General features: G+C 67.6%; 24 protein-coding genes, 4 tRNA genes and 3 pseudogenes. 17 read left to right on the plus strand and 14 right to left on the minus strand.

What is annotated here, in order from left to right; all coding sequences use genetic code 11:
* Positions 1-61 precede the first annotated feature (61 nt).
* Complete coding sequence (locus tag AMS65_RS09960) at positions 62-694, plus strand: transposase (protein WP_053383991.1); 633 nt, start codon at positions 62-64, stop codon at positions 692-694.
* Positions 695-830: 136 nt separating this feature from the next.
* Here AMS65_RS09960 and AMS65_RS20635 read toward each other — a convergent pair.
* The 3 pseudogenes from AMS65_RS20635 to AMS65_RS20845 form a co-directional block, all read right to left on the minus strand.
* Positions 831-974 (minus strand): annotated as a pseudogene (locus tag AMS65_RS20635) (IS256 family transposase); the annotation flags it as partial.
* A gap of 9 nt (positions 975-983) precedes the next feature.
* Positions 984-2225: pseudogene (locus tag AMS65_RS18745) on the minus strand (IS30 family transposase).
* Positions 2224-3382: pseudogene (locus AMS65_RS20845) on the minus strand (IS256 family transposase); the annotation flags it as partial. The pseudogenes AMS65_RS18745 and AMS65_RS20845, both read right to left, overlap by 2 nt.
* Before the next feature lie 145 nt (positions 3383-3527).
* On the opposite strand from AMS65_RS20845, the gene AMS65_RS09975 reads away from it, so the two are divergent.
* The 5 genes from AMS65_RS09975 to dxs all read left to right on the plus strand — a co-directional run bounded on the left by AMS65_RS09975 (position 3528) and on the right by dxs (position 8212).
* Positions 3528-4685 (plus strand): hypothetical protein, encoded by a 1158-nt coding sequence (locus AMS65_RS09975; RefSeq protein ID WP_157502193.1) that lies wholly within the window; start codon positions 3528-3530, stop codon positions 4683-4685.
* Positions 4686-4765: 80 nt separating this feature from the next.
* Positions 4766-4909, plus strand: coding sequence for a hypothetical protein (locus AMS65_RS19430; RefSeq protein ID WP_157502195.1), 144 nt, complete (start codon positions 4766-4768; stop codon positions 4907-4909).
* Positions 4906-5766, plus strand: a complete 861-nt coding sequence (locus AMS65_RS09985; protein WP_157502197.1) for an IS3 family transposase — start codon at positions 4906-4908, stop codon at positions 5764-5766. The genes AMS65_RS19430 and AMS65_RS09985 overlap by 4 nt, the downstream gene beginning before the upstream one ends.
* Positions 5763-5954 carry an IS3 family transposase gene (locus AMS65_RS19075; protein ID WP_053383994.1) on the plus strand — a complete coding sequence of 64 codons (192 nt, stop codon included), beginning with the start codon at positions 5763-5765 and terminating at the stop codon, positions 5952-5954. Before AMS65_RS09985 ends, AMS65_RS19075 begins: the two co-directional genes overlap by 4 nt.
* 299 nt (positions 5955-6253) lie before the next feature.
* Entirely contained in the window at positions 6254-8212 is a 1959-nt protein-coding gene (gene dxs, locus AMS65_RS09995) for a 1-deoxy-D-xylulose-5-phosphate synthase (protein ID WP_053383995.1), read from the plus strand.
* Between the two features lie 25 nt (positions 8213-8237).
* Here the strand turns inward: dxs and AMS65_RS10000 are convergent, their stop codons facing one another.
* The 4 genes from AMS65_RS10000 to AMS65_RS10015 form a co-directional block, all read right to left on the minus strand.
* Positions 8238-10373 carry a 3-hydroxyacyl-CoA dehydrogenase NAD-binding domain-containing protein gene (locus tag AMS65_RS10000; protein ID WP_053383996.1) on the minus strand — a complete coding sequence of 712 codons (2136 nt, stop codon included), beginning with the start codon at positions 10371-10373 and terminating at the stop codon, positions 8238-8240.
* 6 nt (positions 10374-10379) lie between these two features.
* Positions 10380-11573 carry a thiolase family protein gene (locus AMS65_RS10005; protein ID WP_394324727.1) on the minus strand — a complete coding sequence of 398 codons (1194 nt, stop codon included), beginning with the start codon at positions 11571-11573 and terminating at the stop codon, positions 10380-10382.
* Between the two features lie 121 nt (positions 11574-11694).
* Positions 11695-12882, minus strand: a complete 1188-nt coding sequence (locus tag AMS65_RS10010; RefSeq protein WP_053383998.1) for an HRDC domain-containing protein — start codon at positions 12880-12882, stop codon at positions 11695-11697.
* A gap of 3 nt (positions 12883-12885) precedes the next feature.
* The gene (locus tag AMS65_RS10015; RefSeq protein ID WP_053383999.1) at positions 12886-13458 is read right to left on the minus strand and encodes a DUF3000 domain-containing protein; all 573 of its coding nucleotides are present in this window, start codon (positions 13456-13458) and stop codon (positions 12886-12888) included.
* 123 nt (positions 13459-13581) lie between these two features.
* On the opposite strand from AMS65_RS10015, the gene AMS65_RS10020 reads away from it, so the two are divergent.
* From AMS65_RS10020 to AMS65_RS10030, 3 genes are read left to right on the plus strand one after another with little or no spacing between them, the layout of a single operon-like run.
* Complete coding sequence (locus tag AMS65_RS10020; protein WP_053384151.1) at positions 13582-14757, plus strand: alpha/beta hydrolase family protein; 1176 nt, start codon at positions 13582-13584, stop codon at positions 14755-14757.
* A 56-nt stretch (positions 14758-14813) separates the two neighbouring features.
* A complete protein-coding gene (gene zapE, locus AMS65_RS10025; RefSeq protein WP_053384000.1) occupies positions 14814-15878 on the plus strand; it encodes a cell division protein ZapE in 1065 nt (354 codons plus the stop codon).
* Positions 15875-16405: a type II toxin-antitoxin system PemK/MazF family toxin gene (locus tag AMS65_RS10030; RefSeq protein ID WP_241489407.1), complete on the plus strand. Its 531-nt coding sequence runs from the start codon at positions 15875-15877 to the stop codon at positions 16403-16405. The genes zapE and AMS65_RS10030 overlap by 4 nt, the downstream gene beginning before the upstream one ends.
* A 28-nt stretch (positions 16406-16433) precedes the next feature.
* On the opposite strand, the gene AMS65_RS10035 is transcribed toward AMS65_RS10030, so the two are convergent.
* Positions 16434-16784 carry a VOC family protein gene (locus AMS65_RS10035; protein WP_053384001.1) on the minus strand — a complete coding sequence of 117 codons (351 nt, stop codon included), beginning with the start codon at positions 16782-16784 and terminating at the stop codon, positions 16434-16436.
* A gap of 209 nt (positions 16785-16993) precedes the next feature.
* Between AMS65_RS10035 and AMS65_RS10040 the strand changes: the two genes are divergently transcribed.
* Entirely contained in the window at positions 16994-17230 is a 237-nt protein-coding gene (locus AMS65_RS10040; RefSeq protein ID WP_053384002.1) for an Rv0909 family putative TA system antitoxin, read from the plus strand.
* A gap of 113 nt (positions 17231-17343) precedes the next feature.
* Positions 17344-17529 (plus strand): CsbD family protein, encoded by a 186-nt coding sequence (locus AMS65_RS10045; protein ID WP_053384003.1) that lies wholly within the window; start codon positions 17344-17346, stop codon positions 17527-17529.
* 51 nt (positions 17530-17580) lie between these two features.
* Here AMS65_RS10045 and AMS65_RS10050 read toward each other — a convergent pair whose 3' ends face one another.
* A complete protein-coding gene (locus tag AMS65_RS10050) occupies positions 17581-18222 on the minus strand; it encodes a Pr6Pr family membrane protein (RefSeq protein WP_241489408.1) in 642 nt (213 codons plus the stop codon).
* Positions 18223-18260: 38 nt separating this feature from the next.
* The gene (locus AMS65_RS10055) at positions 18261-18683 is read right to left on the minus strand and encodes a DUF1801 domain-containing protein (protein WP_053384004.1); all 423 of its coding nucleotides are present in this window, start codon (positions 18681-18683) and stop codon (positions 18261-18263) included.
* Between the two features lie 127 nt (positions 18684-18810).
* Between AMS65_RS10055 and AMS65_RS10060 the strand changes: the two genes are divergently transcribed.
* Positions 18811-19572: a YqjF family protein gene (locus tag AMS65_RS10060; protein WP_053384005.1), complete on the plus strand. Its 762-nt coding sequence runs from the start codon at positions 18811-18813 to the stop codon at positions 19570-19572.
* Positions 19573-19621: 49 nt separating this feature from the next.
* Positions 19622-20125, plus strand: a complete 504-nt coding sequence (locus AMS65_RS10065) for a hypothetical protein (protein WP_075200939.1) — start codon at positions 19622-19624, stop codon at positions 20123-20125.
* A gap of 142 nt (positions 20126-20267) precedes the next feature.
* Here AMS65_RS10065 and AMS65_RS10070 read toward each other — a convergent pair.
* The 3 genes from AMS65_RS10070 to AMS65_RS10080 all read right to left on the minus strand — a co-directional run bounded on the left by AMS65_RS10070 (position 20268) and on the right by AMS65_RS10080 (position 20557).
* A tRNA-Val gene (locus tag AMS65_RS10070) sits at positions 20268-20339 on the minus strand.
* A 28-nt stretch (positions 20340-20367) separates the two neighbouring features.
* Positions 20368-20438 (minus strand) — tRNA-Cys (locus AMS65_RS10075).
* A gap of 43 nt (positions 20439-20481) precedes the next feature.
* Positions 20482-20557: transfer RNA gene (locus AMS65_RS10080), tRNA-Gly, on the minus strand.
* A gap of 174 nt (positions 20558-20731) precedes the next feature.
* Here AMS65_RS10080 and AMS65_RS10085 point away from each other — a divergent pair.
* Together AMS65_RS10085 and AMS65_RS10090 are read left to right on the plus strand one after the other, a co-directional pair.
* Entirely contained in the window at positions 20732-21751 is a 1020-nt protein-coding gene (locus AMS65_RS10085; protein ID WP_053384007.1) for an AAA family ATPase, read from the plus strand.
* Between the two features lie 106 nt (positions 21752-21857).
* A tRNA-Val gene (locus AMS65_RS10090) sits at positions 21858-21930 on the plus strand.
* 62 nt (positions 21931-21992) lie between these two features.
* Here the strand turns inward: AMS65_RS10090 and AMS65_RS10095 are convergent.
* Complete coding sequence (locus tag AMS65_RS10095) at positions 21993-22793, minus strand: AAA family ATPase (protein WP_241489409.1); 801 nt, start codon at positions 22791-22793, stop codon at positions 21993-21995.
* Positions 22794-22898: 105 nt separating this feature from the next.
* Between AMS65_RS10095 and thrS the strand changes: the two genes are divergently transcribed.
* Together thrS and AMS65_RS10105 are read left to right on the plus strand one after the other, a co-directional pair.
* Complete coding sequence (gene thrS / locus AMS65_RS10100; protein ID WP_053384009.1) at positions 22899-24866, plus strand: threonine--tRNA ligase; 1968 nt, start codon at positions 22899-22901, stop codon at positions 24864-24866.
* Positions 24854-25396: an HIT family protein gene (locus AMS65_RS10105; RefSeq protein WP_053384010.1), complete on the plus strand. Its 543-nt coding sequence runs from the start codon at positions 24854-24856 to the stop codon at positions 25394-25396. Before thrS ends, AMS65_RS10105 begins: the two co-directional genes overlap by 13 nt.
* The last annotated feature ends 47 nt before the right edge of the window (positions 25397-25443 follow it).

Raw genomic sequence — 25443 nt, forward strand, 5'->3', positions numbered from 1 at the left:
GGAATCAACGTGTCCAAGATCAGGGGTCAAGCGCCAACTCAAAGTCGCCAACGATACTGCGGTGAAACAGCGTGCAGTCACGATGGTGACGCTCAAAGCGATGCTCGTGCACGCGCCAGAACAGCTCCGCGCCGAGACAGCACGGAAGACGCAACGTACTCTCGCGCGTCACTGCGCCGCATTTCACCCACGCGGCCTTGAGTCTCCAGAAGACGCGAACCGGCACGCCCTGCGGCCGCTCGCGAAGCGTTGGCTTCTGCTCGACGAGGAGCTCAAAGACCTTGCCATCATGATCGAGGAACTCGTCCTCCAACGTGCGCCGCACCTCGTTGACGAGTTCGGCATCGGTGTGGATACCGCAGCCGAGATCCTGATCGTTGCTGGAGACAATCCTGAACGGATCAAGTCCGAAGCGGCGTTCGCGAAACTCGCGGGCGTCAGCCCGGTCCCTGCCGGGTCAGGGATGACGAGCGGGAAGCATCGCATCAACCATAGCGGGCACCGGCAACTCAACGCGTCGATCTATCGGACAGTGATCGTGCGGATGCGATTTCATCAACCCACGCTCGAGTATGTGGCCCGGAGGACAGCCGAGGGCAAGAGCAAGCGCGACATTATCCGCTGTCTGAAACGCTACGTGATCCGAGAGCTCTACCACCTGGTCAAAGTCAACCCGAGAACCGGGAAATCATGAGTTGACAAATATAGGAGCATCAACGCGATGGCTGAGGCGATCAACAACCTCTACAAGACCGAACTGATCCGGCAGCAAGGACCCTGGAGAACCGTTGGGGTCTGTCCGATGAACGGTGTGTGAGGTCCAGCGGTTTTCATTCGTGGGTGGTTCTCTCGAGCTGTCCGGCGAAGGTGAACGCGAACGCGTTCAGCGCGGGCTTCCACCTCATCACCCAGCGTGCCCGCCCGCCGCCGGTGGGGTCAAGCGATCGCGTCACCAGGTACAGGCACTTCAGCGCGGGGTGGATTCAACCGGTCAACGCAACACTGGGTGGGTCTTGCTCGTCTGAGAGTAGCCGGTCGAGCGCTTCAGCCGGTGTTTTCCGTCCGAGGCGCTTGCGGGGCCGATTGTTCAGTTGCGCAGCGACGAACTTGAGATAGTCGCGGTGGTATCCGGAGAGATCGGTGCTCTTCGGGAAGTACTGTCGCAGTAGCCCGTTGGTGTTCTCGTTGCTCCCGCGCTGCCAGGGCGAGCCTGGGTGGCAGAAGTAGACGTCCATGTCCGTCGCGGCAGCGATCCGAGCGTGATTGCGCATCTCCTGCCTCTGGTCCCAGGTGAGCGTGCGGCGAAGAGTTGCGGGCAGGTCGGCCACCACTCGGATCATCTCCTCTTCGACCTCGACCGCGCCGTGGGCGCCAGGCAGATGCAGCAGCATCACGTAGCCTGTGACGCGCTCAACGAGGGTTCCGATCGCGGACTTGTTCTCGGCGCCGGTGATGAGGTCGCCCTCCCAGTCGCCAGGTATGGCTCGGTCTTCAACTTCTGCCGACCGGTTGGTGATGCTCACCATCCCGGGGATCCGCCCACGTCGCTCCGTCGTCCGCCTGGGCTTACGAAGCGCTCTCCCGGTCCGCAAGCACCGAACGAGATCCCGCTGTAGGCCGCCGCGACCTTGCACGTAGAGACTGCGGTAGATGGTTTCGTGGCTCACACGCATCCCGATATCGTCGGGAAGCAGGAGCTCGAGTCGCCGACTGATCTGCTCAGGGCTGTCCTTGGCATGTAGTCGATTCTGCACGTGCTCGCGGAGCCTGTCAGCGGCTTCGAACAGTCGAGGCTTCGGTCGCCGAGAGCGGCGATCGGCCACCGCCTGAGCGACGGTCGCCCGTTAGCCAGACTTACGGCGCACGAGTCCGCGTCGCAGTTCCCGGCTCACGGTCGAGGGCGAGCGTCCAATCGCACGAGCGATCGCCCGAACGCCGTGACCGGCGGCGCTCAGACAGGCGATCTCTTCTCGCTCCTGGAACGACAGCCGTCGAACAGCCTGCGAAGGCAGGGAAGCAGGAAACGGTTCCGGCATCACACCACCAACGTGTCGGAACCACCTCCAAGCAACGGTCTTCGACACCCCTACCGCATAGGCGGCCTCGGCGACGACCATCCCCGAGCGGACTGCCGCCCAGAATTCTCGCTGCACTGCTACTGGTCTTCCCATCACGTAACACCTCGATCGAATCAGGTGTTGCGTTGACCGGTTGAATCCACCCAGCCTGCTCGTTCGGGAAGTGCCCGCGACGCCTCGTCGCCTGCTGGAACCTCGCGTTGAGCGACTCAATCCCATTCGTCGTATAGATCAATCGTCTGATCTCCGGCGGGAACAACAGGAACGGGGTGAACTCGCCCCAAGCGTTCTCCCACATTTGGATCATTGCCGGATACAGGCTCCGCCATTGCTCGGCGAACTCCGCGAACCTCGCCTCGGCCTCTTCGACGGTCGGGGCGGTATAGACCTCGCGGAGCTGCCCGGTGATCTTGGACCAGTACTTCTTCGACGCGTACCGCAGCGAGTTGCGCACCAGATGCACGACACATGTTTGCACCGTCGCGAGAGGCCAGATCGCGCCGATCGCGTCCGGGAGTCCCTTGAGGCCGTCGCAGCAGACGATGTACACGTCCTGCACGCCGCAGTTGCGCAGCTCGGTGAGCATGTTCATCCACTGCTTCGCGCCCTCCCCACCCGTCGGTCCCATCCACAGCCCGAGCACGTCACGACGCCCGTCGAGGTCGATCCCGACAGCGACATAGACGGGCCGGTTCGCGACCTGCCCATCGCGGACCTTCACGACGAGGGCGTCGATGAGCACCACCGGGTAGACGGAGTCGAGGGGGGCGGGCCTGCCATTCCTGCATGTCGCCGATGACCTTGTCCGTGACCGTCGAGACGAGGCCTCGGGACACCTCGCTGCCGTAGAGATCGGAGAGGTGCTTGGCGATATCGCCGGTGGTCATCCCCTTCGCATACAGCGAGATCACCGCGTCGTCGAACCCCGCGATCCTGCGTTGATGCTTCGGCACCACCACCGGGGTGAACGTGCCCGCCCGATCCCTGGGCGCCTGGATTGTGACCTCACCGATCTCGGTGCGCACCGTCTTCGGCGTCGACCCGTTCCGAGAGTTCGTCGTCTGCTTGCCTGCGCGGTCGCCGCTCTCGTACCCGAGGTGCACGGACATCTCAGCCTCGAGGGCGGACTGCAGCACCTGCCGAGTCAGGCCCGTCAGCAGCCCGTTCGGGCCGGTTAGATCGATGCCCCGCTCGCGAGCGGCGGCGACCAACTGGTCCGCCACGGCCGTCACATCCGGCGAGGCCGGAAGGATCTCGCCCGTTCGCGGATCAGCCTGCTCGCCGTCTTCAGTTGTCAATGTCATATCAGTGTTCATCGCGTGACTTATCTTCCCGCGCGGCTCACGCCGCGCCGATCACGCCGAACCCCTCACACACAAACTTCCCGACAGACCCAATTCAGTCGTGCCGCGAGGTACACTTGAGGGACACGAACGGGAAGGCGTCAGCATGGCAATACCAGATGCGAGCAAACGAACCAGAAGTCGTGGTCTTCTCGCCGTGCTGCTCGCCCATGTCGTTCTGTTTGTTGTCGGGTGTGGCTCTGCGATAGAGGCGGACGCCTCGCACGAAGCAACCGGCGCCGCGTGTGTCGAGGGCGTCTTGGTGCTTGGGCTTTACGATGCGGAAGCGGATTCTGAGGACACCACCCCTGCCGCAGCTGCGAGCTGGTCGCTCAGGGTTCGCGGTGGGAACGGCCCTGAGGAAATCTCTAGCGGGTTCACGGACAGTGAGGGAGGGTTCTCGGCCTGCGGTGTTGCTCCAGAAAGTGGTTTGGCAGCCTCGCTGGTGTTTCATACGGAACGCGACACGATCTGGCGGGTCGTTGATCCAGATGCCGGTGAGGCGCCGTTCGCGTTCACTGTCGAGGATATCGATTTGCACGCGGGTGATATCAGCCTCGGGGAAGTTCATGTTCCCGATGAGATGGCCGGAGCCTTCAAAGTGGTATCAGCGGTTTCGGAGCTGTACCTTACGCGGGAGTCAGAGAGTCCGTGCTGGACCAAGCATCAGCAGACCCTTGAACACTGCAACACCCTGACCGTGACCTGGAATGAGGACGTTCCCGAGGAGGACGGTGGGTTCTGGGATCGCCCCGAGTCCGGATACATAGTCCTCTCGGGTGGTGATGTCGCGTCGCGGTATCTCGTCATACATGAAGTTGCGCATTGGTGGCAGAACGAGCTATACGACGGAAAGTTTCCTGAGGTCGTGGACTGTGACCCTCATTACGTGGACCAGCCAAGTTCGCCCAGCTGCGCATGGACGGAAGGGTTCGCGGACGCAGCCGCTGCCTGGGTACTCGGCGAACCTCATTTTGTAGCCTCGGATGGAGAAGTAACCCCGTTCGCGCCCGAAGGCGGCGGGTCCTGGCCTGGAGGACAACTCACGCAAGGTAACGTTGCCTCAGCCCTGCTTGACCTCTGGGCGTTAGACGCCACAGAGGGGACGTGGCAGCCGAACGTCGCATTGTTGTCTTCCACGGTCAGCGCGGACTTCTGCGACTACTTCACCCATGCGCGAACAGAAGCAGGACTGAACACGAGCGGAGCGGCTTTCGACGCAGTGGCCAGCCGCGGGATCAGTTGCCCGGCCGACCAGGAATAACAACCGAGGGTATCTTGCCATGATGCCGGAGTGATTCGCCCTGAGTTTCGTTCCGTCCTTTCCTTTTGGAGGATGGAGTTATGTCAGGACCGTATCCGGACGAGTTCCGTCAGCGCGCGCTGCGGATGCTGAGTGAGGCTCGCCCCGATCACAAGACCGATCACGCCGCGATCAAGCACGTCGCCGCCAGGCTCGGCGTCAACCCCGAGACGCTGCAATTGTGAAAGAAGCGGCTCGATGTCGACGAGGGCCGTCGGCCGGGGACCGCGAGCGAGGCGCAGGCGGAGATCAAGCGATTGAAGAAGCAGATTGCCGAGTTGGAGAAGGCGAACGAGATCCTCCGGTCAGCGAGCGTGTTTTTCGCGACCGAGCTCGGCCGCCCCTCGTCGAGATGATCGCGTTCGTCGACAAGATGCGTGATCGTTTCGGGGTCGAGCTCGTCTGCCGTGTGATGCGGCAAGCCGAGGTGGGCTTCCTTACCGCCCGCGGATACCGGGCCGCGAAAACGCGTCCCGCATCAGCCCGGCAACTGCGGGACGAGCTGCTGATCCCAGAGATTGCGCGGCTGCATGCGGAGAGCTACGGCGTCTACGGGGTCCGCAAGATGCATGCGCTGCTGCGTCGGCAGGGGTGGGTGATCGGTCGGGATCAGACCGGCCGGCTGATGCGGATCGCGGGCGTTCACGGGGTGAAACGGTCGAAGAAGGTCTTCACCACAAAGTCCGACCCGGCGAACGAGAAGCCGAAAGATCTCGTGCAGCGGCGGTTCACCGCCGACGCGCCCCGCAGGCTCTGGGTCGCGGACGTGACCTATGTCGCGACGTGGTCCGGGTTCGCTTACGTCGCGTTCGTCACTGATGTGTTCTCCCGCCGCATCGTCGGGTGGAACGTCGCCTCGACGCTCAAAGCCGACATCCTGCCGCTCCAAGCGTTGAACATGGCGGCGTGGGCTGCGGACGGGAACCTCGACGGACTCGTCCACCACGCCGACCACGGGTCGAATTACCTCGCCGTCGTCTACACGGATCGCATCGAGGAGCTCGGTGCGACGCCGTCGACGGGCTCTACAAGACCGAATTGATCCGCCGCCGCGGTCCGTGGCGCACGGTCGAGCAGGTCGAACTCGCGACGCTCGAATACGTGTGGTGGTGGAACAATCAGCGCCTCCACGGAGAGCTCGACATGCGCACTCCCGCCGAGGTCGAAGCCGACTACTACGCTGGCCTCGACACACCCTTGGGAACACCCGTCTCCCAAGCCGCCCGATAGGAACGAAACTCAGGGCGGATCACCTCACTGACCATCGCACGATGGCTCACCAACGTCTACGACACTGGCAACCCCACCGGAAACCCCACCACACTACGGGACACTACTCTCCGGTGCCGCGAACTACCGCTCATTTCATGAAGCAAGTTCCAGTACGTGCTGCGTTCGCTGGTGTAGTCGCTTCAGACCACCGCAGCGGAAGGGTCCGGGCGCCGAGAGGCGCTCGGACCCTTCCGCCTTCTCCAGGCGGTAGGCTGGATCAGTGCTCCGGCAGCGGAGCCGGGGAGCGGAGGTGCTGCGTGGCGATCCTGGACCGGATCGAGGATCCTCGCGATCTCGATGCGCTCTCGTTCGACGAGTGCCGACTGCTCGCGGCGGAGATCCGCGAGTTCCTGATCGCCGAGGTCGCGAAGACCGGAGGGCACCTCGGTCCCAATCTCGGGGTCGTGGAGCTCACCATCGCCCTGCACCGCGTCTTCGACTCTCCCCGCGACCCCATCGTCTTCGACACCGGCCACCAGAGCTACGTGCACAAGCTGCTGACCGGGCGCAAGGACTTCGCGCGGCTGCGGCAGCGCGGGGGTCTCGCCGGCTACCCGCAGCGCTCCGAGTCCCCGCACGACGTGGTCGAGAGTTCGCACGCGTCGAGTTCCCTGAGCTGGGCGGACGGGATCTCCCGCGCCTTCGCCCGCCGGGCGGTGACGGATCCCGAGCAGCGGGATCGCCACGTGGTCGCCGTCGTGGGGGACGGGGCGCTCACCGGGGGCATGACCTGGGAGGCGCTGAACAACATCACCGACGACAACGACCGCAACCTGGTGATCGTCGTCAACGACAACGGCCGCTCCTACGCCCCCACGATCGGCGGCATGGCGCGCTTTCTCAACTCGGTGCGCACGACGGCCAGCTACCGCGACCTGCAGGAGGGGAGCGAGAAGCTCTTCTCGGCGTTCGGATCACCCGGACGCACGGTGTACCGCGCCGCCCGAGGGGCCATGCGCGGCATCGCCAGCAGGGCCTCGGGCAACCAGGACCTCTACTCCAACCTCGATATCAAGTACGTGGGCCCCGTCGACGGGCACGATCTCGAGGCCGCGGAGCAGGCGCTGCGCCAGGCCAAGGACTACGGGCGACCGGTGCTGGTCCACGTGATCACCGAGAAGGGGCGGGGCTACGCGCCGGCCGAGAACGACATCGCCGACCAGTTCCACTCCGTGGGCCGGATCGACCCGGGCAGCGGCGAGCCGATGCAGCCGTCGAACGGCCGCAGCTGGACCTCGGTGTTCCGGGAGCGGATCCTGGAGCTCGCCGAGGCCGATGATCGCATCGTGGGCATCACCGCCGCGATGCTCGCGCCCACCGGACTCGACCTGCTCGCGGAGCGCCACCCCGATCGTGTGTTCGACGTCGGCATCGCGGAGCAGCACGCCGCGACGAGCGCCGCCGGCCTCGCGTACGGGGGGCTGCACCCGGTGGTCGCGATCTACGCGACCTTCATGAACCGGGCCTTCGACCAGCTGCTCATGGACGTCGCCCTGCACCGAGCGGGAGTCACCTTCGTGCTGGACCGGGCCGGGATCACCGGCCCGGACGGGGCGAGTCACAACGGGGTGTGGGACCTCGCCACCCTGCAGATCGTTCCCGGGATCCGGATCGCGGCTCCGCGCGATGAGGCGACGCTGCGCGAGCTGCTGGGCGAGGCCGTCGCCGTGTCCGACGGGCCCACCGTGATCCGATACCCGAAGGGCGCGGCGGGCGGCGCACTGCCCGCGCTGCGCCGCACCGCCGACGGCGTGGACGTCTTGCGCGCGTTCTCTGAGCCCACCACGCCCCCTGAGCCTGTTGAAGGGGGCATCGCCTCCAACGACGTGCTCTTCGTCACGGTCGGCCCCATGGCGCGTGTCGCGCTCGAGGCCGCGGAACTGCTCGCGGAGCAGGGCATCGCCTGCACAGTGGTCGACCCGCGATGGGTGGTGCCCGTCGCCGGCTCGGTGATCGAGCTCGCCCGCTCGCATCGCCTGCTCATCAGCATCGAGGACGGGATCCGCGTGGGAGGGGTCGGCACGCGCATCCGTCAGGCGCTGCGCGACGCGGGCGTCGACACCGCCGTAAGCGAGCTCGGCACGCCCGACGCGTTCCCGGAGCATGCCTCGAGGGACGAACTGCTCGAGCAGGCCGGCCTGACCGCGGCGCGGATCGCCGCGGACGTCGCCGCGCAGGTGCGCGGCGAGCGGATCCCGGTCGCCCGCCCCGAGTAGGCAGGCGACCGGGAGGCTCGTCTCGCTAGTGCGCGCCGGCGATCCGCGGATCGTGGAAGGCGGCGCCGAAGGCGCGCTCGCTCGCCCCCACGCGGTCCAGATACGGCGTGGTGCCGCCCGCCTGGAAGGGCCAGCCCGCGCCCAGGATCAGGCAGAGGTCGATGTCCTCGGCCGCGGCGACCACACCCTCGTCGAGCATGATCCTGATCTCGCCCGCGAGCTCGTCCTCGACGCGGCGCAGGATCTCCTCCTCGCTCACCTGGGTCTTGCCGAGGGTGATCGCCTTCTTGCCGGCCTTGGAGAGGTCCTCGACCTTGCCGTGCTTCGTCTTGCTCAGCGGCTCGTCGATCTCGGCCAGTCGGTGCAGGTTCTCCGAGGCGTAGAAGCGCTCCGGGAAGGCGCCGACCATCGTGTCCTGCACGTGCGCGGCGACCTTCCAGCCGACCAGGTCGATCAGCTCGAACGGTCCCATCGGCAGGCCGATGGGTGCGAGTGCGCGCTCCACCACGGGCATCGGCGTGCCCTCGTCGAGAGCACGAGCGGCCTCGCCCATCACCTTCGCCAGCAGGCGGTTGACGACGAAGCCCGGGCGATCGGCGGTGATGACCGCGCTCTTGCCGAGCTTCCTCGCGACGGCCATGGCGGTCGCGAGCGTCGCGTCGTCGGTCGTCGGAATCTTGACGACCTCGACGAGGGGCATCACCGCGACCGGGTTGAAGAAGTGGAAGCCGACGAGCCGCTCGGGATGCTCGAGCTTCGCGCCGATCTCTTCGACCGACAGCGAGGAGGTGTTGGTCGCGATCACGGCCTCGGGGGAGATGATCGGCTCGATCTCGGCGAAGACCTGCTGCTTCACCCCGAGTTCCTCGAAGACCGCCTCGATCACCCAGTCGCAGTCGGCGTACAGGCTCTTGTCGGTGGTGCCGCTGACGAGTGCCTTGACCTGATTGGCGTCGTCGGCGCTGAGCCGGCCCTTCTCCTGCATCTTGTCGATCTCGCCGCGGATGTACTCGAGGCCCTTGTCGACGCGCGCCTGGTCGAGGTCGGTGATGAGCACGGGCACCCGCAGCTTGCGCGCGAAGAGCAGCGCGACCTGGCTGGCCATCAGGCCGGCCCCGATCACGCCGACCTTCTTGACGGGCTTCGCGAGCTCCTTGTCGGGGGCGCCGGCCGGGCGCTTCGCACGCTTCTGCACCAGATCGAAGGCGTAGATGGAGGCAGCGAACTGGTCTCCCGAGATCAGTTCGGCCAGCGCCTCGTCCTCGCGCTCGAAGCCGCGCTCGAGATCGTTGTCCTTGGCCGCGCTGAGCAGATCCAGTGCGATGTACGGGGCCTTGGCGGCGGTACCGATGCGCGCCTTGAGCGTGTCGCGGGCGATCTTGATCGCGGCCGGCCACTTGGTGAGCCGCTCGAGCTTGCCCGGCACGTTCGGGCGTTCGACCCTCACCGTTCCGGCGACCACGCCGTCGGCCCAGGCGACGGAGCGCTCCAGGAAGCTGGCGGCGCCGAACATCGCGTCGAAGAGGCCGAGCTCGTAGGCCTGCTTCGGCTTCAGCATGCGGTTGTTCTTGAGCGGGTTCGAGACGATCACCTCGAGCGCCTTCTCGATGCCGATGAGGTTCGGCACGATGGTGGCGCCGCCCCAGCCGGGGATGATGCCGAGGAAGACCTCGGGGAAGGCGAGGGCCGCAGCCGAGGCGTCGAGGGTGCGGTAGTCGCAGTGCAGTGCGATCTCCATGGCTCCGCCGAGGGCCAGGCCGTTGACGAAGGCGAACGACGGCACGCCCAGCGTGCCGAGCTTGCCCAGCACGAAGTGGCCGTACTGCGCCATCAGGCGCGCGTTCTGCTCGGTGGCGAGGGTCGAGACCTTCGAGAGGTCCGCGCCGGCGGCGAAGATGAACGGCTTGCCGGTGATGGCGACCGCGGCGATCTCCCCGGCCGCGGCCCGGTCGCGCAGCTCGTCGAGCACGCCCGCGAGGCCCTGCAGGGTGCGCGGGCCGAGCGTGTTGGGACGGGTGTGGTCGCGGCCGTTGTCGAGCGTGATGAGCGCGAGGGTGCCGCCGGAGGGGAGTGCGACATCGCGCACGTACGATTCGGTGACGACCTCGTCGGCGGAGGCGTCGATGATGGGCGAGAAGTCGATGCTGCTGTAATCGGTCATGGCTGCTTACTTGCCCTTCTTGCCGTCGAAGTGAGGATTCTCCCAGATGGCGGTGCCGCCCTGGCCCAGGCCGACGCACATCGCGGTGACGCCGTAGCGCACCTCGGGGCGCTGCTCGAACTGGCGCGCCAGCTGGATCATGAGTCGCACGCCCGAAGCCGCGAGCGGGTGGCCGAACGCGATGGCGCCGCCCCACGGGTTGACCCGGGGATCGTCGTCGGCGATCCCGAAGTGATCGGTGAAGGAGAGCACCTGCACGGCGAAGGCCTCGTTGAGCTCGAAGAGCCCGATGTCGTCGATGGTGAGGCCGGCGCGCTGCAGGGCCTTCTCGGTGGAGGGGACCGGGCCGAGGCCCATGACCTCCGGCTGGACACCGGCGAAGCCGAAGCCGACGAGGCGCATCTTGGCCGAGAGCCCGAGTTCCTTGGCGGTGTCGGCGCCCGCCAGCAGCGACACGGTCGCGCCGTCGGTCAGCGGGGACGCGTTGCCCGCGGTCACGCGGCCGTGCGGGCGGAACGGGGTCTTGAGACCCGCGAGAACCTCCATGGTGGTCTGGGGACGACGTCCCTCATCCTCGGTCGCGAGGCCCCACCCGCTCGCGGAGCGCGTGGCCACCGACACGAGGTCGGCCTGGATGTCGCCGCGATCGTAGGCGGCCTGCACTTTGTGCTGGCTCAGCATGCCGAAGCGATCGGCGCGCTCCTTCGTGAGCTCGGGGAATCGATCGTGCAGTCGCTCCGCGGTGATGCCCATGTTGAGGGCGTCGGGGCTGACGAGCTTCTCGGCGACGAAGCGGGGGTTGGGATCGGCATCGAGTCCGATCGGGTGACGGCCCATGTGCTCGACACCGCCCGCGATGGCTAGATCGTACTGTCCCGAGCCGATCGCCGCGCCCATGAACGACGCCACCGTGAGGGCACCGGCGCACATGCGGTCGAGCGCGAAGCCCGGCACGGTCACGGGAAGCCCAGCCAGCATTGCGACGGTGCGTCCGAGGGTGAGGCCCTGGTCGCCCTGCTGCGTCGTCGCGGCGATCCCCACGTCGTCGATGCGGTCGAGCGGCAGGTCGGGGTTGCGCTCGATCAGCCCCTGCAGTGCCTTGACCGCCAGGTCGTCGGCCCGCGTCCCCGCGTACATGCCCTTGTCTCCAGCGCGTCCGAAGGGGGTGCGCACCCCGTCCACGAACACGACCTCTCTCATTGCGGCCACTTCGCCTCCATCGGTATGTGAACTGCGTCCGTACCCATCTTAGAGACGGAGTCTCATTTTGGGGAGTGCCCGTGAGGATTCACCGCAAATCAGTGCATCTCGCAGAATTTCATTATGCGATGTCAACAAAAGCAGCGGCAATAATTGGTGTGGTTATTCCAATCTGCCAGTCGCGTGCACCCAGCTCTTTGAGACGGAGTGCAATGTGCTCGGCGGTGGCGGGTTGCGGGGGCCGCCAGGCGATCGCGCGCAGATGATCCGGCGTCAACAGGTTCTCCAGCGGGATGCGCTGCCGCTCGGCCTCGGCCGCGACGCCCTCCCTGGCGGCTGCGAGCCGCGCGGCCGCCTCGGGGTGGCGCTGGGGCCAGCCCCGGTGATGGGGGATCGTGCCGGGCTCCCGCGACTTCGGGCCCGGCAGCTCGTCGGTGGTCTTGCCCACGAGCACGGCCCGCCACCAGCGCTCCAGCTCGCTGCGGCTCGCGCGTCCCCTGAACGTCTGCAGCCGAGCCAGATCGCCCTTGGAGCGCGGGTTCGCGGCCGCTGCCGCGACGATCGAGGAATCGGGGATCAGGCGCCCAGGGGCGATGTCGCGCTCGCGCGCCAGCTCATCGCGGGCCAGCCACAGTTCACGGGCGATTGCGAGCGCGCGAGGAGTACGCAGTGCGTGCCCGCCCGAGAGCTTGCGCCACGGCTCAGCGGCGCGGGGCTTCTCCGGGCGGGTGCGCACCGCTTCGAACTCCTGCAGTGCGAAATCGATCTTGCCCTGCGCGTCGAGATCCCGCATCACGGCGTCGCGCAGATCCGGCAGCAGCGCCACGTCGAGGGCCGCGTACTCGAGCCACGGCTCGGGGAGGGGGCGCTGCGACCAGTCTGCGGCGGAGTGCGCCTTCTCGAGCTTGATGCCCAGCAGCGATTCCACGATCGCGCCGAGGCCGACCCGCTCGTAGCCCAGCAGCCGCGCCGCGAGCTCCGTGTCGAAGAGCATCCGGGGGCGCAGGCCGAGCGCGTCGAGGCACGGGATATCCTGACTGGCGGCGTGGAGGATCCACTCCTCGTCATCGATGGCTTCGGCGAGCGGCGTGAAGCTGCTCAGGAGCGTCGGATCGAAGAGGAAGGGGCGCGCACCCCGCCGGAACACCTGGACGAGGTAGGCTTCGGCGCCGTACCGGAAGCCCGAGGCGCGCTCGGCGTCGACGCCGACCGGCCCCGAACCGGAGGCGAGCTCGTCGGCTGCGCGCTCGAGGTCGCGGTCCTCCGTGACGAGCGACCAGTCGGTGTCGAGTTCTGACTGCTCGACCATGCGCTAGGACCCCTCGCGGTGCGGCAGGCCGGCGAGCAGGCAGAGCAGCTCGGACCAGGCTTCCGCGTGCGCGGCGAAGCCCGTACCGAGCGGGGTCCAGGACGCGCGCAGCTCGATCTGCGCGGCGTCGCCCTGAGCCTCGAGCGTGCCGAAACCGCTGGAGAGGGTCTTCGTGGCGGTGCCGGAGAGATAGGTGTGCTCGGCGCCTCGCGCGTCGAGCGCGTCGACCAGCCACGACCAGGCGACGTCGGAGATGAAGGGATCGACCCCGATCTCGACCTCGAGGGGGGCCTGCGCGAAGCAGACGACGCGATAGGGCGAGCCCCACTCGTCCGCCGAGTCGGGATCCCGCATGAGTACGAAGCGGCCAGCTCCGTGATGGGAATCGATCGACCCCTCGGGCGTCAGACCGCGACGGGGGCCGCGGGCGACGCCGGCCGCCAGCGCGATCGACTGCGGCGCGATGCGCTCGGGAGCGGGAATCTCCTGCACGACGAGTTCGTCGCGCAGGTGCGCCCGGCGAATCTGCTCGGCGGCGACACTGAACTCAACGGACTCCTGCCCGATCCTTGCCATCACACAGGGAACACTAGAGTTTGCTGTGAACGATGCCGTGTTGCCACGCCGGGGACGCGCGGATCCTGCCCCTTCGATCGAGGAGATGGCACCGGTGACCCGGCCGCGAGTAGAGTCGTGGCCATGGAGCAGTGGGAACGCAGGCTCGGACGGGCGCTCGGCATCGGTGCGGGCGCGGTTGCGGTGGGGGCGGTCGGAGCCGCGGCAATCGGTGTGCTGCTCGCCCGCATGGCGGTGACGCCCGGCGAGCCGGAGTCACCGGTGCGCGTCGCGCGGCTGGAGCACGAGTCCGGCGGCACCATCGTGTGGCTCCGCGGGCCCGATGCCGACCTGCCGGGCCGCTACTCGTTGATCTTCGACGGGGGATCCGGGCACGCTCGACTCAGCCCCGTGCTCGCCCGCGGGCGGGACGGGGTCGCCCGGGAGGCGCTGCGCATCGATCGGGGCGAGCTGCGGGAGGGTGTGCTCGGACGGATCACGGGCTGGTGGTACACCGACCCGGACGAACTCGGCTACCGCACCGAGCGCATCGTCTACCCGACCGAGCTGGGGGACGCCGAGGCCTGGCTCGTGCGCCCGAAGCGGGCGCGCAAGAAGCGCTGGGCGATCCACGTGCACGGCCGCGGCGCGCTGCCCGAGGAGGCGATTCGCGGAGTCGCCCCGCTCGCTCGAGCCGGCATCACCAGCCTCATCATCAGCTATCGCAACGATCCGGGCGCTCCGCTCGGAGAGCACGGACGCTACGGCGCGGGCATCGCCGAGAGCCGCGACGTCGACGCGGCCATCGGGGAGGCGGTGCGGCGCGGAGCCGAGCGGGTCACCCTGGTCGGATGGTCGATGGGCGGCACCGCGTGCCTGGTCGCCGCGACCCGGGGTGCACACCGGGGCACGGTCGACGGCCTGATCCTGGATTCGCCCGCCGTCGACTGGAGCGCCCTGCTGCGCTACCACGCCGCGGGCCGGTCGGCTCCCGGCTTCATCGCCGACCTCGGCATCGAGCTGCTGGGCCGCGGGATCGTACGCGCGGGGGAGCCCGGCGGCCTCGCCCTCGGCGGCCTCAACCCGGCGGCGTTCGCAGCGGAGCTGCAGGTCCCCGTACTCATCCACGCCGGCGAGGAGGACACTTTCGTCCCCTGCGCGGGCGCCCGGCAGCTGGCCGAGGCGAGGCCCGAACTGGTGCAGCTGCGGCTGCAGCGCCGCGGCGAGCACGTCAAGCTGTGGAACGTGGATCCCGAACCGTGGGAGCGCGTCACCGAGCAGTTCGCGCGCGCCCTGCCGAACCCGGCCTGGCGCGGTTGAAGCGCAGTTGAAGCGCGGTTGAGGCAGAGGAGGACACCAGCGATACACTAGCTCCGATGTCCTCTGACAAGCCCCACAGATCAGCACGCCTCGTCGATCGTCGCCCCAGCATCTCCGGCACCGACCTCGTCGCCAACCTCGTGCCGCCGCCGCAGTTCGATCACGCCTCGTTCGAATCGTACCGACCCGACCCCGAGTACCCCTCGCAGGAGGAGGCGCGCGACCTGCTGCGCGCGTTCACTCAGCCGGCAGCGCCGGCCGCTCGCGGCGGCTTCTTCGGCTTCGGCCGGAAGAAGCCGGTCGAACCGGGACCGGGCGCCTCGACGCGACCGGGCGTGTACCTCGATGGAGGCTTCGGCGTCGGCAAGACGCACCTGCTCGCCGCGACCCGGCACGCCACCGCGGGCCGGCGCTACTTCGGCACCTTCATCCAGTACACCGCGCTCGTGGGGGCCCTCGGCTACAACGGCGCCGTCGGGGTGCTGCAGGGCGCGCAGCTGATCTGCATCGACGAGTTCGAACTCGACGATCCGGGTGACACGATGCTCATGACGCGGCTCATTGGCGACCTCACGGCCACCGGATCCCGTATCGTGGCCACCTCCAACACGCCCCCGAACGCGCTGGGGGAGGGACGCTTCGCCGCGGCGGACTTCATGCGCGAGATCCAGGCCATGTCCGACCGGTTCGCGGCGGTGCGCATCGACGGCGTCGACTACCGTCAGCGCGACATCGAGGGCGATGCCGTCGTGCTCGGCGACGACGCCTACCGCTTCGCACTCGCCGACGTGGCGGCCTCCGGGGAACGCATGTCCGACGACGACTTCTCGGAGCTGATCGCACACCTCGCCACCGTTCACCCCTCGAGCTACGTCGGGCTGCTCCAGGGCGTGCAGTGCATCGGACTGCGCGAGGTCCACGAGCTCACCGACCAGTCGGCGGCGCTGCGCTTCGTCGCCTTCATCGACCGGGTCTACGACGCGCAGATCCCGCTCCGAGCCACGGGAATCCCCCTGACCTCGGTCTTCGGCGGCGGCATGCTCGACGGGGGATACCGCAAGAAGTATCTGCGCTGCATCTCGCGCCTCAACGCGCTGACGGCGAGCGAGATCGCGCAGTGACCGGTCAGGGTGCTGGCCGCCCGGGCGGCGGACTGCTCGAGTTCCTGCGCTCGTTCGCCGCGGCGTTCCTGAGGGCCTCGCGACGCTCCGGATCCGCCGGCGTTGCGAGACCGGCAGCCCCTCCGACGACGACCGCGACGCGGGATCTGACGCCGGCCGAGATCCGGGACCTGCGGCCCAGCTATCAGCCGCATCCGGACGGTGATCCGGATCCGGGCGAGATCGTGTGGACGTGGGTGCCGTACGTCGAGAACGACGGTCGGGGCAAGGACCGTCCCGTGCTCATCATCGCCCGGATCGATGCCCGCACCACCGCGGGCTGCTATCTCAGCACCAAGCAGCATCGGGGTTTCGTGTCGGTGGGAGCCGGCGGCTGGGACGGCCAGGGCCGTGAGAGCTTCCTCGCTCCCGACCGGGTGCTGCGCATCCCCGACGAGGGCATGCGGCGCGAGGGCCACGTTCTCGGGCGCGACCGTTTCGCGCGCGCCGTCGAGACGGTTGCGCGCGCGCACGGCATCCGGGTCTGAGCCGGTTCCCGAGTCCGAGCCCGAACTCTCAGCCGACCGTGCAGAAGGGATGGCCCGCCGGGTCGAGATAGACGCGGAAGCCCTCGTGCGCCTCGAGGAAGCGGGCGCCGAGCCGCAGCAGCTCCGTCTCGGCGGCGTCGAAGTCGTCGACCTGCACGTCGAGATGGAACTGCTGGTCGCCGTCGTCGCCCGGCCACCGCGGCGCCACGTGCCCCGGAGAGAGCTGGAAGCTGAGCCGCGGGCCGCCGTCGCCGGGAACGAGATCGATCCAGTCGTCTCCGTCGACCTCGATCCTGCCTCCCAGAACGCTCCGGTAGAACTCGGCGAGCAGCGCCGGTTCCGCGCAGTCGAGAACCGTGGCGTACAGCCTTCCGATCATGGCGCTTCCTCTCGGTCGTGCGGCGCACGGGCGGCGCAGCAGCAGATGATCCCAGTCTGCGCTCGTCGCGACTCCGATTTCAAGGGGGTGCACGGCCGCTGACCGCGCGATCCGGTTCTGCGTCTCGAACCACTTCCGGCGAGGGGCGGAAACCGGGATAATGGCGGCAGCGCGCCGAACGGATCGGCCGCGATACGGAGGAAACGCACATGGGCATCGACGATCTGAGCAAGAAGGCTTCCGACCTCGCGGGCAAGGCCGGCGAATTCGCGAAGGAGAACGCCGACAAGATCGAGGAGGTGCTGAAGAGCGAGCAGGCCGAGCAGATCAGCGACAAGATCCTCGACGGCGTTGCAGGTCTCGCGAACAAGGTGACCGGGGGCAAGCACGCCGACACGATCACCGAGGCGCGCGACAATCTCGACGGCAAGATCGGCAACGAGTAGTCGCCGGGACCGGCGGGCCTCACCTTGGCACAGATGCGCGTCGCGGGCAACCCCCTGGAACCTGGCACCCCGCGTTGGGAGAGTGGTGACCGACACCACGAAGGAGGGTTCCAATGAGTGCATCGGACAAGCTGTCGGCCGAGATGGACAAGCTGAAGGGCAAGGCGAAGGAGGCCGTCGGTCGCGTGACCGACGACGATAAGAAAGTCGCGGAGGGCCAGGCCGATCAGGCCAAGGGCGACCTCAAGAGCGCTGCGGAGAAGGCCAAGGACGCGGCGAAGGACGTCTTCGATCGGTGACGCCGGTACTGCCGGTATTGCGCCGGTACTGCCGGTGCTGCTCGAGGGCCATCACCGAGTGGTGGCCCTCGACGCGCCCGGCAGCCTGCTGCAACTCCAGACCGCCACGCCGGCGATGAGCAGCACCAGGAGCAGCGACCCCGCGTGCAGCGCGAGCGACGCCGCCCCGCGCTCGGGCAGCAGGAAGCCGTACGGCACCCAGCCATCGGTCGCCCCGCGCACGAGCACCACGCAGAGCCACAGAAGCGGGTAGGGGAGCACGATCCAGAGACGATTCCAGGGAAGCGCCGGCCTGTCTCCGACGAGCAGCCAGTCGAGCACCGCATAGCAGGGGAGCACGGCGTGCAGCACCGCGCTCACCCACGGCGGCGCCGAGGCGGTGCCCGGCACGAGACCGTTGTAGATCAATGCGACCACCATCATGCACGCGGTGGCGGCGGCCCGGGCCGCCGCCAGACGTGTCGAAGCCGGGCGTCTCTGCAGGGTGCGGATCCCTGACGCGATGAGGATCCCGCTCGTGAGCACACTCGTGAGATTCGTGAAGTAGCCGAAGTAATCGAATGGATTGACACGGCCGTGCCCGAGGCCCTCGACGTAGGCGTATGCGACGACGAGAAGGACCGCCGCTCCGACGGCGATGCGGATCATCGCCACGGGTCTGGTGGCGCTCGGCACTGGTCGGACTTCGGACACGAAGGCCACTCTATTGCAGCTGTTCTGTTCCAGCAGTTCTACGGCAGCTGAGACAGCGTGTCCTCGAGCGAACGCTCCAGCAGCGCGCGGAGCACGCTGCGATCCACGCCCGTCAGACGGGTGAGGTAGAGGCAGACCTTGCTGGCCCGGTACGTGCCGAGGTCTGCCATGAGATCGGGCCAGCGCTCCGAGAAGTGGTTCGGGAGATAGATCGTGTGCCGAGCGGATCCCGGCGCGAAGGCGAGCAGGGGAGCGCGGCCGCCGCGGCCGCTCTCGTAGCGGTACTCGTACTCGCCGAACCCGATGATGCGGCCGGCCCACACCACGGGCTGCTCGCCGCTGATCTCGGCGTGCAGTGCGAGCAGTTCGTCGGCCTCGGCTCGCCTGGGCCCTGTGGCGCGGTCGAGTACCTCGGCCACCGGCATATCCGATGGCGACATCGCGGGTTGCTTCGCTGCCATGGGATCTCCTCGCGGTCGCGCGCAGTGCGGCCCGGGCTTCCGGGGTGTCTCGATCGTACCGCTGCTGCGCGCCGCGGTGCCCGAGTCGTGGCGCACGTATACTGAGCCGCAGCGAAGGGAGCCTCCGATGCAGCACCGTATCCGCCCGGCGCCGGTGGATCCGCATCCGGCGGATGCTCCGCGGATCCCGATCAACACGCAGACCTGGGAATCGCTCTCCATGCTCCACTGGACGGTGCCGGCCGGCCGGGTGCAGCGCCTGCTGCCGCGCGGGCTGATCGTCGACGAGTACGATGGGCAGACCTGGCTCGGGGTGGTGCCGTTCGTCATGTCGGGCGTGCGGGTGCCGCCGTTTCCCGCGCTCGGGCCCCGTTCGACGTTCCCAGAACTCAACGTGCGGGTCTACGTCTACGATCTGGAGGGCAACCGCGGGGTCTGGTTTCTCGGGCTCTGGTGCACGAGCCGGGGATTCGTCGCATCGACGCGCGCGCTCGGGCTCCCGTACCATCGAGCGCGGGGCGAGGCGCAGCCGGCGCCGGGGCGGACGCTGAGCTACCGATTTCTGCGGGCGGACTCCGCCGCGCTCACGGCGCCTTCGGACATCTCGTTCAACGCGACGGTGCGCGCGGCGAACGACGTCGACGCGACCACGGGTCTCGAGGCCTGGCTGACCGCGCGCTGGAACATGTTCGCGTACCGCGCCGGCCGCCTGTGGCGCTATCCCGTGCACCACGAGCCGTGGAGCCTGCGCGCAGCGATCGTCGAGGATCTGGGCACGAACGCTCACGCGCGCTTCGGGTTCTCGCAGCCGCGGATCGAACCGATCGCGCACGTCGCGGAACCGGTGCACACGCTGGTGTCGGCGCCGCGCCCGTGCGGGATGCGGTGAACTCGGGCGCACGGCCCGGCCGGCCCTCCGAGGCGTCTACAGTGGGGGCATGAGTTCACAGTTCTCCCTCAGCCGCGCCATGTCGACCGAAGAGGGCGTGTACGGTCTGGTACTGGTGTCCGGGCTCATCGCGGCGTCGGGAAGCGCAGGCGCGTCTGCGTGGAAGACACTGCTCTTCACCCTGGTGACCGTCGCGGTGTTCTGGTCAGCGCATGTATACGCGGGAGCTGTCGCCGGCCACGGATCGGACACCGCAGAGGGCGGGCGGATGGGCATCGGGGAGGCGACTCGCGGAGCAGTCGTGAAGTCGCGGGGAATGCTCGCCTCCACCCTGCTGCCCGCGATTCCGCTCCTCTTGGGCAGTCTCGGTCTGATTCGCGATGCCACAGCGACCTGGGCCGCGCTCTGGGTCTGCGTCGCCGCTCTGGCCGGGCTCGGGTACATCGCCTACCTGAGGAAGGGCGCAAAGCCTCACATTCGCCTGCTCGGTGCGCTGTCGACCGCGTCCTTCGGAGCGGTCATCATTCTCGCGAAGGCGATCATCACGCACTGAAGGCGGACGCGGACGATACTGGGATCGAACCAGCGCGAGAATTTCTGGGCGGAGGCGAAGCGTTCGCAATTCTCGCGGGTCGCTGCGCGAGGTTCCCGTATCGTGAACGAAAGAAGCCCCGGCTGTGCCGGGGCTTCTGAAGTGCGCGATACTGGGATCGAACCAGTGACCTCTTCCGTGTCAGGGAAGCGCGCTACCGCTGCGCCAATCGCGCCTGATCAGGCTATTCAGTTATCTCAGCGAGGTGGCGACGGGATTCGAACCCGTGTATACGGCTTTGCAGGCCGCTGCCTCGCCTCTCGGCCACGCCACCGTAGTGGTTGCCACCACAAAAGCGACCGGGTTTCCCCGGTCACTGGAGCGGATGACGAGACTCGAACTCGCGACCCTCACCTTGGCAAGGTGATGCGCTACCAACTGCGCTACATCCGCACTCTGCCGCGTTGCCGCGACCTGAACAACTATAGGGGGGTTCCGCGGCTCCGCGCAAATCTGCCCGAGAAGCCCGGGCGCGCCGCCCGGAATCCCGCCGATGTTGCTCAGAAGTTACACCGGAATGCCCGGGTCGGGGCTCGCTTTGATCCCCCTCGCGGATACGGTTGATGCATGGGGGAACGGCCACGGAGCAGAGCGAAGCGCATACTGGGGCTGGTGCTGCTCCTCGCAGCGATCGGACTGCTCGTCTTCAGCGTGACGCACCGTCAGGAGATCCGGGACCACCTCTCCGCCCAGGGTTTCGAGTCGAGCCCCCGGGTGGAGCAGGTGCTCGTCGAACTGCGGCTCACCGGGGCCGGCGAGCGCATCTTCCTGGCGACGCGTCCGACCATCGACGGCAGCGGCCATTTCAACGAGCAGTGCGCCGGCGTCGACCACTCGGAACAGGGGCACGTGCTGGGGTGCTACAAGGCTGATCGAATCCACCTCTTCGACGTGACCGATGACCGGATTCAGGGAATCGTCGAGGTCACGGCGGCCCACGAGCTGCTCCACGCCGCATACGGTCGCCTGGGCGAGGGCGATCGCATCGCGCTGGGCGAGAAGCTGCGTCAGGAATTCGAGCGTCTCGCGGCTGAGGATCCGGAACTCAGGGAGCGCATGTCGGTGTACGAGCATCTCTCCGACGCCGCCTTCGCCAACGAACTGCACTCGGTGCTCGGTACCGAGGTGAGCGAACTGCCCCCGTGGCTGGAGAAGCACTATGCGCAGTGGTTCGAGGATCGCGGAGCGCTGGTCGCGCGTTTCGAGGAGTACCACTCGGTGTTCCTCGAACTGCAGAATCAGGCCGATGGGCTGAAGAGCGAGATGTCGACGCTGCGCGAGGACGTGGAGCGCCGCAAGGCCGACTACGACCAGGAGGTGGCTGCCTTCAATACCGCCGCCGCCGATTTCTCGGCGCGCAACAAGCGTTCGGAGTTCTCCGAGAAACCGGAGGAGTTCGAGCGGATCAGGAATGAACTCGAGGCCAGGCGGGCCGATCTCGAGCGGACGCTCGAGGCCCTGCAGGCCGACATCGATCACTACAACGGCCTGCGGGATCAGCTCGCGACGCTGAGCGAGATCAGCTCGGAACTGGACCAGCAGCTCAACAGCGACCTCGCCCCTGTTACGACACGCCCGGACGATTGAGCGTGATCCCGCGAGAACATGCCGAACGGGCGGAGGGCGCCACGACCACCCGTCAATCCGTGTATTATCGTTCGGGTTGGTGCGGATCGCAGATCCTGCAGCACACGGGCGATTGGCGCAGTTGGTAGCGCGCTTCCTTCACACGGAAGAGGTCATCAGTTCGAGTCTGGTATCGCCCACAGAGAAAAGGCCCCGGCGGAATCGTCGGGGCCTTTTGCGCGCGGGACCACCGGCGCCGAGCTCATTCCGCCAGCAGATGCCGGAGGTAGCGCTCGGGCGCCTCGAGGTACCTGCGGTGGTGCTGCACGAGCTCGAGTTCCTCCCAGCTCGTCTCGCGGATGCCCCAGTCCCCGAGCTCGAGGATCGTGGCTCCCGGGAGCGAGGTCAGAACCGGCGAGTGCGTTGCGCAGAGCACCTGCGTACCGCGAGACCTCATGCGGTCCAACGCGGTCACCCAGCTCAGAAGGGACTGGAAGGAGAGCCCGGCCTCCGGCTCGTCGAGCAGGGCGAGACCCGTCACGAACTGCTCGGGGTCGAGCTTCTCCGCGAGGAGCTCGTTGAAGGACTCCCCGTGGCTCATCCGATGGAAAGCCGGATCCGGTCCGCCGATGTCCTCCAGGTACGAGTAGTAGCCGTGCATGGTCTCTGCGCGGAGGAAGAAGCCCCACCTGGAGGACTGCAGTCCGTGCTCGATCCGCAGCCACTCGCCGAGGGGCGACTCCGTGCGCCACGTCGCTCGGCCGCCGTTCGTGCTCCCGCCCTCGGCGGGCAGTCCCGCCGCCTCTGCGATCCCTTCGAGCAGCGTGCTCTTGCCGGAGCCGTTCTCGCCGACGAGGAACGTCACGCCCGCGGTGAACTCCCATCCGCCGTTTCTGCGGACGCCGTCGAGGAAGGCTCGGATCGCCGGCACCGTCGCCGGCCACGCATGCTCATCGATCGCCGCGTCTCCGTGCACGTGCACGCGCCGGATCCTGCGGGAGTCGGTCTGCCAATCGTCGGCGTCTCGCATTCGAGCCCCTGACATCTCCGTGTTTCGAGTCATGCGTTCAGACTCGCCCGCACCACTGACATCGGGCGGTCGCGCAGCAGGTCGGTCCGGGCGACTAGAATCGTCGGGTCAGCTGTTCCCTCCCGAAGGAGCTCACCCGTGGCCGATGGCTTCTCCCTGTTCACCGATCGTTCGATCGTCGCGATGCGCGTCAACGGCGAGCTGCGCGACCTCGCGGCGGAGGTGACGGACACCGACACGGTGGAGCCCATCACGATCGACTCGGAGGACGGGCTCAACATCCTGCGGCACTCGGCCGCCCACGTGCTCGCGCAGGCGGTGCAGCGGATCAACCCCGAGGTCAGGCTCGGCATCGGGCCGCCCATCACCGACGGGTTCTACTACGACTTCGATCCGGCCGAGCCCTTCACCCCCGAGGATCTGAAGGCGATCTCGGCCGAGATGCAGAAGATCGTGAAGCAGGGGCAGCGCTTCGTCCGCCGCGTCGTCACCGAGGACGAGGCGCGCGCGGAACTGGCGAACGAGCCCTACAAGCTCGAGCTGATCGGGTTGAAGGGCGGCGCGGAGGCGGGAGCCGACAACGAAAGTGTCGAGGTCGGCGGCGCCGAGCTCACCATCTACGACAACGTCGATCCGAAGACCGGCGAGCTCTGCTGGAAGGACCTCTGCCGAGGCCCGCACCTGCCGAGCACCCGCATGATCGGCAACGGCTGGGCGCTCATGCGCAGCGCCGGCGCGTACTGGCGCGGCAGCGAGAAGAACCCGATGCTGCAGCGCATCTACGGGACTGCGTGGCCCACCAAGGACGAGCTGCGCGCCTACCAGACCAGGCTCGAGGAGGCCGCGAAGCGCGACCACCGCAAACTGGGCGTCGAACTCGACCTGTTCAGCTTCCCCGACGAGATCGGATCGGGCCTCGCGGTGTTCCACCCCAAGGGCGGCATCATCCGGCACGAGATCGAGACGTTCATGCGCAGCGAGCTGCTGAAGAACGGCTACGATGTCGTCAACAGCCCGCACATCACCAAGGGCACCCTCTTCGAGACCAGCCAGCATCTCAACTGGTACAAGGACGGCATGTTCCCGGCCATGCACCTCGACGAGGTGACCGACGACGAGGGCCACGTGGTCAAGCAGGGCCAGGACTACTACCTGAAGCCCATGAACTGCCCGTTCCACAACCTCATCTTCCGCGCCCGCGCCCGCAGCTATCGCGAGCTGCCGCTGCGCCTCGCCGAGTTCGGCACCGTCTACCGCTACGAGAAGAGCGGCACCCTCTCGGGCCTCACCCGTGTGCGCGGCCTCACCCAGGACGACGCGCACATCTACGTCACCGACGAGCAGGTGCGCGACGAGGTCAAGCGACAGCTGGAGTTCGTGTTCGCGACGCTGCGCGCCTACGGCCTCGACGACTTCTACCTCGAGCTGTCGACGCGGGATCCCGAGAAGTCGGTGGGCTCTGACGAGCAGTGGGAGATCGCGACCGAGACGCTGCGCCAGGTCGGCGAGGAGTCGGGTCTCGAGCTGATCGCCGATCCGGGTGGCGCAGCCTTCTACGGCCCCAAGATCTCCGTTCAGGCGCGGGACGCGATCGGTCGCACCTGGCAGCTCTCGACCGTGCAGCTGGACTTCAACCAGCCCGAGCTGTTCGAGCTCGAGTACGCCGCGGCCGATGGCACGCGCAAGCAGCCGGTGATGATCCACCGCGCACTGCTCGGTTCCGTGGAGCGCTTCTTCGCGATCCTGCTGGAGCACTACGCCGGCGCGTTCCCCGTGTGGCTCTCGCCCGTGCAGGTGGTCGGCATCCCCGTCGCCGAGCAGTACGGCGAGTACCTCGACGGCATCATCTCGCAGCTGCGCGAGCGCGGAGTGCGCGCCGAGGTGGATCACGGCGACGACCGCATGCCCAAGAAGATCCGCACGCACACCAAGGCCAAGGTGCCCTTCCAGCTCATCGCAGGCGAGGAGGATCGCGCCGCGGGCGCGGTCAGCTTCCGCTTCCGCGATGGGACGCAGATGAACGGCGTGCCCGTGAGCGAGGCGGTCGAGCGGATCGTGCGGTCGATCGCGACTCACGAGCAGGTGTCGACGGCGTGGACGGCGTAGAGTCGGTGCGCGACTCCGGCGCCGTGGGGACGCCGGACGACATGCAGCGCCTGTGGGTGCCGCACCGCATGGTGTACGTGGCGGATCACCATCAGCCCGGTCGCTCGGACTGCCCGTTCTGCGCGGCGCCCGAGCGCAGCGACGAGGACGCCCTGATCGTGGCGCGCGGCCGCACCGCGTACGTGCTGCTGAACCTCTTCCCCTACAACAACGGGCACATGATGGTGTGCCCCTACCGCCACATCTCCCAATACGATGAGGCCTCGGCCGAAGAGATCGCGGAGATCGGCGAGCTGACGCAGATCGCCATGCGCGTGGCCCGCGGGGTGATGAACTGCGACGGTTTCAACATCGGCATGAATCAGGGCGAGATCGCAGGTGCCGGGATTGCGGCGCACCTGCATCAGCACATCGTGCCCCGCTGGGCCTCCGATTCGAACTTCTTCCCGATCATCGCCAAGACCAAGGCCCTGCCCCAGCTGCTGGGCGACGTGCGCGAGGCGATTGCGGCGGCCTGGCCGCATCCGTAGCGCGCACCTCCTAGACTTACCTACCGATTCGACTTTCAGGAAAGAGG

Origin of the sequence: Leucobacter celer subsp. astrifaciens (assembly GCF_001273835.1) — a bacterium.
In the GTDB taxonomy this organism is placed as follows: Bacteria; Actinomycetota; Actinomycetes; order Actinomycetales; family Microbacteriaceae; genus Leucobacter; species Leucobacter celer.

Coding starts and splice junctions, on each gene's coding strand:
- AMS65_RS09975 (WP_157502193.1), top strand. CDS start 3,528: ATGGCAATACCAGATGCGAGCAAACGAACCAGAAGTCGTGGTCTTCTC.
- AMS65_RS19430 (WP_157502195.1), top strand. CDS start 4,766: ATGTCAGGACCGTATCCGGACGAGTTCCGTCAGCGCGCGCTGCGGATG.
- AMS65_RS10000 (WP_053383996.1), bottom strand. CDS start 10,373: ATGACCGATTACAGCAGCATCGACTTCTCGCCCATCATCGACGCCTCC.
- AMS65_RS10005 (WP_394324727.1), bottom strand. CDS start 11,573: ATGAGAGAGGTCGTGTTCGTGGACGGGGTGCGCACCCCCTTCGGACGC.
- AMS65_RS10010 (WP_053383998.1), bottom strand. CDS start 12,882: ATGGTCGAGCAGTCAGAACTCGACACCGACTGGTCGCTCGTCACGGAG.
- AMS65_RS10015 (WP_053383999.1), bottom strand. CDS start 13,458: ATGGCAAGGATCGGGCAGGAGTCCGTTGAGTTCAGTGTCGCCGCCGAG.
- AMS65_RS10020 (WP_053384151.1), top strand. CDS start 13,582: ATGGAGCAGTGGGAACGCAGGCTCGGACGGGCGCTCGGCATCGGTGCG.
- zapE (WP_053384000.1), top strand. CDS start 14,814: ATGTCCTCTGACAAGCCCCACAGATCAGCACGCCTCGTCGATCGTCGC.
- AMS65_RS10035 (WP_053384001.1), bottom strand. CDS start 16,784: ATGATCGGAAGGCTGTACGCCACGGTTCTCGACTGCGCGGAACCGGCG.
- AMS65_RS10040 (WP_053384002.1), top strand. CDS start 16,994: ATGGGCATCGACGATCTGAGCAAGAAGGCTTCCGACCTCGCGGGCAAG.
- AMS65_RS10045 (WP_053384003.1), top strand. CDS start 17,344: ATGAGTGCATCGGACAAGCTGTCGGCCGAGATGGACAAGCTGAAGGGC.
- AMS65_RS10055 (WP_053384004.1), bottom strand. CDS start 18,683: ATGGCAGCGAAGCAACCCGCGATGTCGCCATCGGATATGCCGGTGGCC.
- AMS65_RS10060 (WP_053384005.1), top strand. CDS start 18,811: ATGCAGCACCGTATCCGCCCGGCGCCGGTGGATCCGCATCCGGCGGAT.
- AMS65_RS10065 (WP_075200939.1), top strand. CDS start 19,622: ATGAGTTCACAGTTCTCCCTCAGCCGCGCCATGTCGACCGAAGAGGGC.
- AMS65_RS10085 (WP_053384007.1), top strand. CDS start 20,732: ATGGGGGAACGGCCACGGAGCAGAGCGAAGCGCATACTGGGGCTGGTG.
- AMS65_RS10095 (WP_241489409.1), bottom strand. CDS start 22,793: ATGACTCGAAACACGGAGATGTCAGGGGCTCGAATGCGAGACGCCGAC.